The sequence below is a fragment of the Anaerococcus sp. AGMB09787 genome (genome assembly GCF_022808955.1).
GTDB lineage: Bacteria > Bacillota > Clostridia > Tissierellales > Peptoniphilaceae > Anaerococcus.
Window position 1 is genome coordinate 1 of sequence record NZ_JAKZEY010000043.1, and the last position, 5,262, is coordinate 5,262.

Genomic DNA, 5,262 nt, shown 5'->3' on the forward strand with positions numbered 1-5,262 from the left:
CATACCCACAAACGGCTTGATTTAAACGTTTATCGCATAGAAAAAGTAGATGAAGTTATGTTTTTCATCTACTTTGTCTACAGTCTGCACCTGCATAGCAGGTGGTTTTTTGTTTCGCTCTCTTTCGTTCGCTCAACTCACTTAAGTGAAATCGAATAGGGGATAAGAACTAGCCCCTTTCACACCACCCGTACGTGCCGTTCGGCATACGGCGGTTCAATATTCTCTTGTGTTATATTATTTATTTCTGATGAAACTATTTAACTTTATTCTTTTTTTATCCGAACCTTGAAGAATGAATACGTCATTCCTTGTATTCCATCAAGTCATTGTTCATCCTTTTCAAATATTACAATGAATACTGTTCCTCCCTTCGCTCCATTTCCATTACAGAAATTTCCTCGCTACTATGGAGTCTGCTGACTTCTCATAGTTCGTTGTTACTACTGTGTCGCTAGTGAGACCTCACGGGATAATCCCTAATACTTTCATCGTTTACTTGCAGAATTTACGCTTTGGGTTTACGGTTACCTTTTGGGTCTTTGCTATCTTTAGCTAGCTTGCCCACCTGTTACGCCATATATTCTGTTCCTGTTCGTCAAGCCACGATTTCGCTACCCGTTCTTCTCTCCTAGATGTCACCACCTAAAACTTCGGGGTCGCTATTAGATTCGTTGGTAACTACGCTCTGTAGGGAATTTCACCCCAGCATTAGAACATGCCGTCATACCTAAAAAATTTCCTACCCCTAGGGGTAGGAAAGGACAAAAAATACCAGAGCTAGTATAGTTCTAACTCTGGTATTAGGTCCAACTTTATGGGTCAGCTTAAAAAGTCTATCGGTCATTTTTAACTTATAAAGTTTTTGAAGCTCTTATCCTTCCTAATAAATAGGCTAGTAAAGCCAATACAATATTTATAATAGTTCCTTTTAACCATGACATAGATAAATATCCTTCTTTGATTCCTATAGATCCATCTACTACATCATTGATTTTAAAATATGCTGCTGGGTTTAGATAGGCAAGATCTGGGGCAATTTTAGCTAACAATAGTAAAGCTCCTATTATGATAGATAATATTACATAAACTTTATATCTACTTTTAGCTCTTACGCTCAATCCATGGCAGATTGTATAGAGTAATAAGAAAAAACTCATACTTAAAACACTTGTCTCAAATAGGTATTGCTTTAAGCTTATAAATTCATAATATCTACTATAATCTATATTCTCCATTGGCTTGGAAGCTATGCCTATATATCTTAAAATAGGATAATTTAAAGTTCCTTTAGGGTCATTTATTAAACCAATTAATATTACTATAGCTAGGCAAGAGAGTAAATATCTTATGCATTCAAAAAGACCCGCTAGATATTTTTTATCATAATACTTAGCCTTATCTATAGGATTTAGGTATATCAATTCTAGAGATGATGATTTTTCTGTGTCCCTATTGTAATTACTTCCATATAAATATATGCTTAGTAAAATAAGCAGTATAGGGAAATTATATAGATATATCAACCTATATAAAATCATAAAGGAGGATTTGTCATTTGGAATTTGGTTTTTTATTCCCTCCTCTAATAAATATGGCTCTGTAGTCTTATCATACCAGCTTAGGCTTCTATTATAACTTGTTTTTAATGGCTTTATATTTTTTTCTAATAATATATCCCTGTATTTATTATTTACTTCTTTTGAAAATTCACTAATATCTCTGTTAATAAGATTTAGAGGATTTATAGCTATACTATCTTCAATATATACATTTGTATAATTGGCGTCAAGGTTTTTTACATAATTACTTACATCCTTATAAGTTTGATAGTATTTATCTGAATCTTTTGCTTTATAATAGTCTTCTAGCTTATCAAATTTTCTTAAATATGAGCTAGATTCTTCAAACTCTTTTTCATTTTCTTGACTATATCCACCTATAGAATTTTCTTTTTTATTATTCTCTATACTCAAAGTCAAAGCTGTTCTTGTTGTATTTCTATCAAAAAAATCACTACTTTCATTATTTATATAAATTATATTATTTAAAAGTATAGTTATTAAGAATAATCCACTTATGCCATAGGCCAATTTGTTATTAAGAAATTTCTTACTCTTATATAACTCAAAAGTAAATACATTCATTACTTTATTAGAGTTATTTTCATCCTTATTTAAATTAATTTTAATATCTTTATTTATTAAGTAAAAACAAATTAGCATGACTATAAGGATAATAAATAGATAAGTAAAAATATACTTTATATCTATAGTTGCTTTTATATCTATATAAGGATTTGCCCGATTTAGAGTATTTTCATCCAATCCCAGTTCACCTAATAAATATAGAGGATAATTGAAATATAAAGGGTTATAAATACTATTAAAACTTTTAAATAAGTCAGTAACTATTAATGTCACCCCTATTATAGCCGCACTTATAATAGTAGTTATTACATTATCCTTAATTAATAAAAATAATAAAGCTAAACTCCAAAATATAAGACTTAAGTTTAAAATAAATAACCCTATTGCAGATAGTATATACTGATAAAATTTTATAAATAATCTATCATCCCCATATAACTTTAGAGGATAATCTAGGAGAAAGTTTGTATCCCCTCTTAAAGCTCCTAATAAAAAACTAATAACTAGTATAATTATAGAATAAAATATAGCCAAAATTAAAAATGAAAATATCTTATTGATTAAATATCTTCTTTTCTTCACAGGAGATAGATAAAATAAATCAATACTAGTAGACTGATAGTCATAGGATATAGAAGCTATAAAGATAAATATGAATATAAGACTTGGTATCAGTCCATAATAGATATTTAGACTTGTAAATAATATATTAGCAGATGAATTATAATTATTATTTATAAAATCCTCTTCATTTATATCCTTACTATCAAGAAATCCATATACTAAGTCTAGATAATCAAGTTCTTCTCTTTGAGCATTTGTTAATACCAACTCATACTTATTTATAAATTCTTTTACATCCTTAATGTACTTATAGTTAATGTCAGGATAATCATATCCATACAGTAATTCATCCTCGCTTAGATCAAAAGGATTGCTAAGCTCCCCAACTATTTGCTGATAATCTTCATTAAATTCATCGCTCATACCACTCCACTCAAATTCTCTAAACCCTACAGATATATACTCAGGATGATTTTTCTGATCCATTATTATAGTATCTAATAAATTATCATAAGTAGCCCCTTCATTTAGTTGACGTTCATAGTTATTAAATTTAAAAAAATGTGTATAAACTGTAAGAACTAAAGCTATAGTTAATATAAGTAAAATTATCTTATTTTTTATGATTTTTTTTATTTCAAATTTTATCATAGCATGTCCTCCATAATTTTTAGTCATCTCTATCCCTATATAGCTATTTAACTATCTATCTACCTCAATAGACATAATCATATTTCTATGATATCCAGTAAGAGTACCCCTATAAACTGCTTCTGTATAATTTAAATGTCTTGTCTCGCTTATTCTATATAGTCTACCTTCATAAAGATAATCACCATCCCATTTTGAATAGAAAATAATGGTTGGAGCGCTTTTTAAAGCAAAAGACCTACTAACAGTAAATGTCTTTCTATTTGTATTCGAATAATTTAATTCAATTCCTGGCTCATTATATCTATTACTAGCTTCACTAACTATCGGAAAATTTCCTACAAGCAAAATCGCTGCTAGTAAAATTAAAAACTTTTTCTTCATAAAATTACCTTTCCGGGATAGAGATAACTAAGGCATATACTTTATTAAGATTATATGCTATAATTATTATAGCACATTATTTTGATAAAAGGAAGGTGTATATGATTTGTACAGTAAATAAATTAAATAAATCTTATAAAAACAATAAAGTACTAAACAACATAAGCTTTAACATAGAACATCCACAAATACTAGCTTTAGTTGGACCAAATGGATCAGGCAAGTCTACTCTTATGAACTGCATGATGAATTTAATCAGTTTTGATAGTGGAGAAATAAAAATACTTGATATGGACAATAGGAATCCTAGCATATTTAAAAGCGTATCCTATCTAAAAGACAATAGAATTTTATATCCGTATCTATCAGGCTATGACCATTTAAAGTACATATGTGATATACAAAAATTAGATTATAAAAATATTGCTAAAGTAGCAGAAAAAGTAGGAATAGATAATTTTTATAAAAAAAGAGTTGATACATATTCACTAGGTATGAAACAAAGAGTTTTGCTTGCAATGAGTATTATAAACAATCCAAAACTCATACTGATGGATGAGCCACTTAATGGCCTAGATACTGATAGTATATTTAGTTTCAGAGACCTGATAAAAGAATTACACGCCAAAGGAACTACAATATTAATTTCATCCCATACCCTAAGTGAACTAGACTATATAACTAACGATATATTATTTCTAAAGGATGGATCTATAATATATGAAGATATAGAAAAATATAAGCAGACAGAATATAAAATATTAGTAAATGATAAAAGTCAACTCAAAAAACTTGATAACTTTTTAAGTTCTAATTATTCATTAGAAAATTATAATAACAATTTATCTACAAACGAATTAATAATTAAACTAAATGCTGGTGAAATCAATAAGATAATTAAATTTATTTATGAGAATAATATAGAAATTGAAAGGATAATATCTAAAACATACGGGGCTGAAGATAGATATAAGCAAATATTTAATATCAATTAATTAAAATCCTATACATTTATAGAAAGACAAACACAAGGATATATTGGTGTTTGTCTTTTTTAATACTGCTTAATATCCATTAATAAAGATCTATCCATCATCAAAGACAAAGCATATGTTAATTATATTTCAAACTCAAATGCTGCTAAACTTTCAATACAATCAGCTTTAATAATATATTAAAAAGACCTAGGAAGAGTGAACTGACCCCTAAAATTACAAAAGCTAGCAGCGTATAAATAAGAGCCGCTACACTTCCAAGGTAAAATCCCAACCATCCTCGAGACTGTGTAAAATTTTGTGTATAGAAACCTCCTGATTAGGGTAAAGAAAAACTAATTAGGAGGAATTTTTATGCCAAGAAAAAGACCGGAGACAAAAAGAAGCAAAGTTAATTGAAGAATATCAACCTCAAAGCGCACAAGATATTTAAGAAGCACTAAAAGATCTTTTAGGCGATACAATGGAAGAGCTTTTAAAAGCAGAACTTGATGAGCATTTAGACTATGAATACGGAG

At 28.7% G+C, this 5,262-nt stretch carries 4 protein-coding genes; 1 reads left to right on the forward strand and 3 read right to left on the reverse strand.

What is annotated here, in order from left to right; all coding sequences use genetic code 11:
• Positions 1 to 854 precede the first annotated feature (854 nt).
• Positions 855 to 3,365, reverse strand: coding sequence for an ABC transporter permease subunit (locus MUN42_RS07805; protein WP_243344139.1), 2,511 nt, complete (start codon positions 3,363 to 3,365; stop codon positions 855 to 857).
• A 51-nt stretch (positions 3,366 to 3,416) separates the two neighbouring features.
• Positions 3,417 to 3,749, reverse strand: a complete 333-nt coding sequence (locus tag MUN42_RS07810; RefSeq protein WP_243344141.1) for a hypothetical protein — start codon at positions 3,747 to 3,749, stop codon at positions 3,417 to 3,419.
• A 101-nt stretch (positions 3,750 to 3,850) separates the two neighbouring features.
• Between MUN42_RS07810 and MUN42_RS07815 the strand changes: the two genes are divergently transcribed.
• Positions 3,851 to 4,744, forward strand: a complete 894-nt coding sequence (locus MUN42_RS07815; protein WP_243344142.1) for an ABC transporter ATP-binding protein — start codon at positions 3,851 to 3,853, stop codon at positions 4,742 to 4,744.
• Positions 4,745 to 5,079: 335 nt separating this feature from the next.
• On the opposite strand, the gene MUN42_RS07820 is transcribed toward MUN42_RS07815, so the two are convergent.
• Positions 5,080 to 5,262: hypothetical protein (locus tag MUN42_RS07820; RefSeq protein ID WP_243344143.1), on the reverse strand; the 183-nt coding region annotated here is incomplete at its 5' end.

Excerpts from the sequence above, each read along its gene's own strand:
- MUN42_RS07805 (WP_243344139.1), bottom strand. The coding sequence starts at position 3,365 with ATGATAAAATTTGAAATAAAAAAAATCATAAAAAATAAGATAATTTTA.
- MUN42_RS07810 (WP_243344141.1), bottom strand. The coding sequence starts at position 3,749 with ATGAAGAAAAAGTTTTTAATTTTACTAGCAGCGATTTTGCTTGTAGGA.
- MUN42_RS07815 (WP_243344142.1), top strand. The coding sequence starts at position 3,851 with ATGATTTGTACAGTAAATAAATTAAATAAATCTTATAAAAACAATAAA.